The organism is Henriciella sp., assembly GCF_049649345.1.
Taxonomy (GTDB): Bacteria; Pseudomonadota; Alphaproteobacteria; order Caulobacterales; family Hyphomonadaceae; genus Henriciella.
Genome location: NZ_JBARZC010000461.1, coordinates 1 through 1,678, shown reverse-complemented (window position 1 = coordinate 1,678; position 1,678 = coordinate 1). Strand labels below are relative to the sequence as shown.

At 58.9% G+C, this 1,678-nt stretch carries 2 protein-coding genes; both read right to left on the bottom strand.

Annotated elements, in window-relative coordinates:
- Window positions 1-1,327 (bottom strand): pyruvate dehydrogenase complex E1 component subunit beta (locus WA989_RS12700; protein ID WP_424340859.1); only part of this gene is annotated, 1,327 nt, incomplete at its 3' end.
- Window positions 1,327-1,678: thiamine pyrophosphate-dependent enzyme (locus WA989_RS12695; protein WP_424340858.1), on the bottom strand; the 352-nt coding region annotated here is incomplete at its 5' end. The genes WA989_RS12700 and WA989_RS12695, both read right to left, overlap by 1 nt.

Genomic DNA, 1,678 nt, shown 5'->3' with positions numbered 1-1,678 from the left:
GCGGAACATCCTTCTGGTAGACACGGGTCGGGGGCGCATCGAGATAGTCGAAGGCCTCGTTGACCACCGTCGCGCAGATTTCCGCGCCGACGCCCATGAAGCGCCACCCTTCTTCGCAGGTCACAATCCGATTGGTCTTCTTGACACTTTCGATGACAGTATCGGTGTCGAGGGGGCGAAGCGAACGAAGGTCGATCACCTCCGCGTCGATACCATCCTCGGCGAGCTTCTCAGCTGCCTGGAGCGCAAAGCCGACCATGCGGGAATGCGCGACGAGCGTCACATCACTTCCCTGCTTGCGCACACGCGCCTTGCCAATCGGCAGGACATAATCATCGAGGTCCGGTACGGGGAAGCTTTCTCCATAAAGAAGCTCATGTTCCAGAAAAACGACTGGGTTCGGGTCACGGATCGCCGCCTTGAGCAAGCCTTTGGCATCGGCCGCATCATAGGGCGCGACAACTTTCAGGCCTGGCACGTTCGCATACCAGGCGGAATAGTCATGGCTATGCTGCGCGCCGACGCGCGATGCTGCCCCGTTCGGGCCGCGGAACACGATAGGACAGCCCATCTGGCCGCCGGACATGTACAGCGTCTTGGCCGCCGAGTTGATGATCTGGTCAATTGCCTGCATGGCGAAATTGAAGGTCATGAATTCGACGATCGGGCGCAGACCGCCAAAGGCTGCGCCGACGCCAAGCCCGGCAAAACCATGTTCCGTAATCGGAGTATCGACAACGCGCTTGGCACCGAATTCCTGAAGAAGCTCGCGGGTGACTTTGTACGCGCCCTGATATTCAGCGACTTCTTCGCCCATGACGAAAACCGACTCGTCGCGGCGCATTTCCTCAGCCATCGCATCGCGCAAAGCATCACGCACGCTCGTATCGGTGAAGCCCGTGCCGTCCGGCACTTGCGGGTCCTTCAGGGACGATGTATCTGGTTTCGGGGGGGCAGACGCACCGGCGTCTTCCGAGCCCTCGTCGCTTTCGTCGCCATCCCCTTCCGGCGACGGCGCATCCTTTGCCTCGGCCTTAGCTTTTGAGTCCTTGGCAGGTTCATCTTTTACATCCGAAGCATCCTCGCCTTCTTCGGCGAGTTTTGCGATCACGGCGTTTACCTTGACGTTTTCGGTGCCTTCCGGAACCAGGATCCTGGCGAGCACACCCTCATCGACCGCCTCGACTTCCATCGTCGCCTTGTCGGTCTCGATCTCGGCAATGACGTCACCGGAAGAAACGGTGTCGCCTTCCTTCTTCAGCCATTTGGCGAGTGTGCCCTCTTCCATCGTCGGAGACAGGGCTGGCATCAGCACATCAATCGACATCAGGCGGTCTCCACTTCGCGCAACACATCGGTCCACAGTTCGGACGGTTCGGGCTCGGGGCTGTCGAGAGAGAAGTCGGCCGCCTTTTTGACGGTCGCCTTGATCTCGTTGTCGATCTCTTTCAGCTCTTCTTCGGTCGCGACCTCTGCCTCGATGATCTGCTTTTTCAGCCCATCGATGGGGTCGTGATGGGTTCGGATGTCGTCAACCTCTTCGCGCTTTCTGTACTTTGCAGGGTCGGACATGGAGTGACCGCGATAGCGATAGGTCTTCATCTCCAGGATGTATGGGCCCTTTCCGGAACGAGCATATTTCACGGCCTTCTCGCCAGCTGCCTTCACAGCATAGACA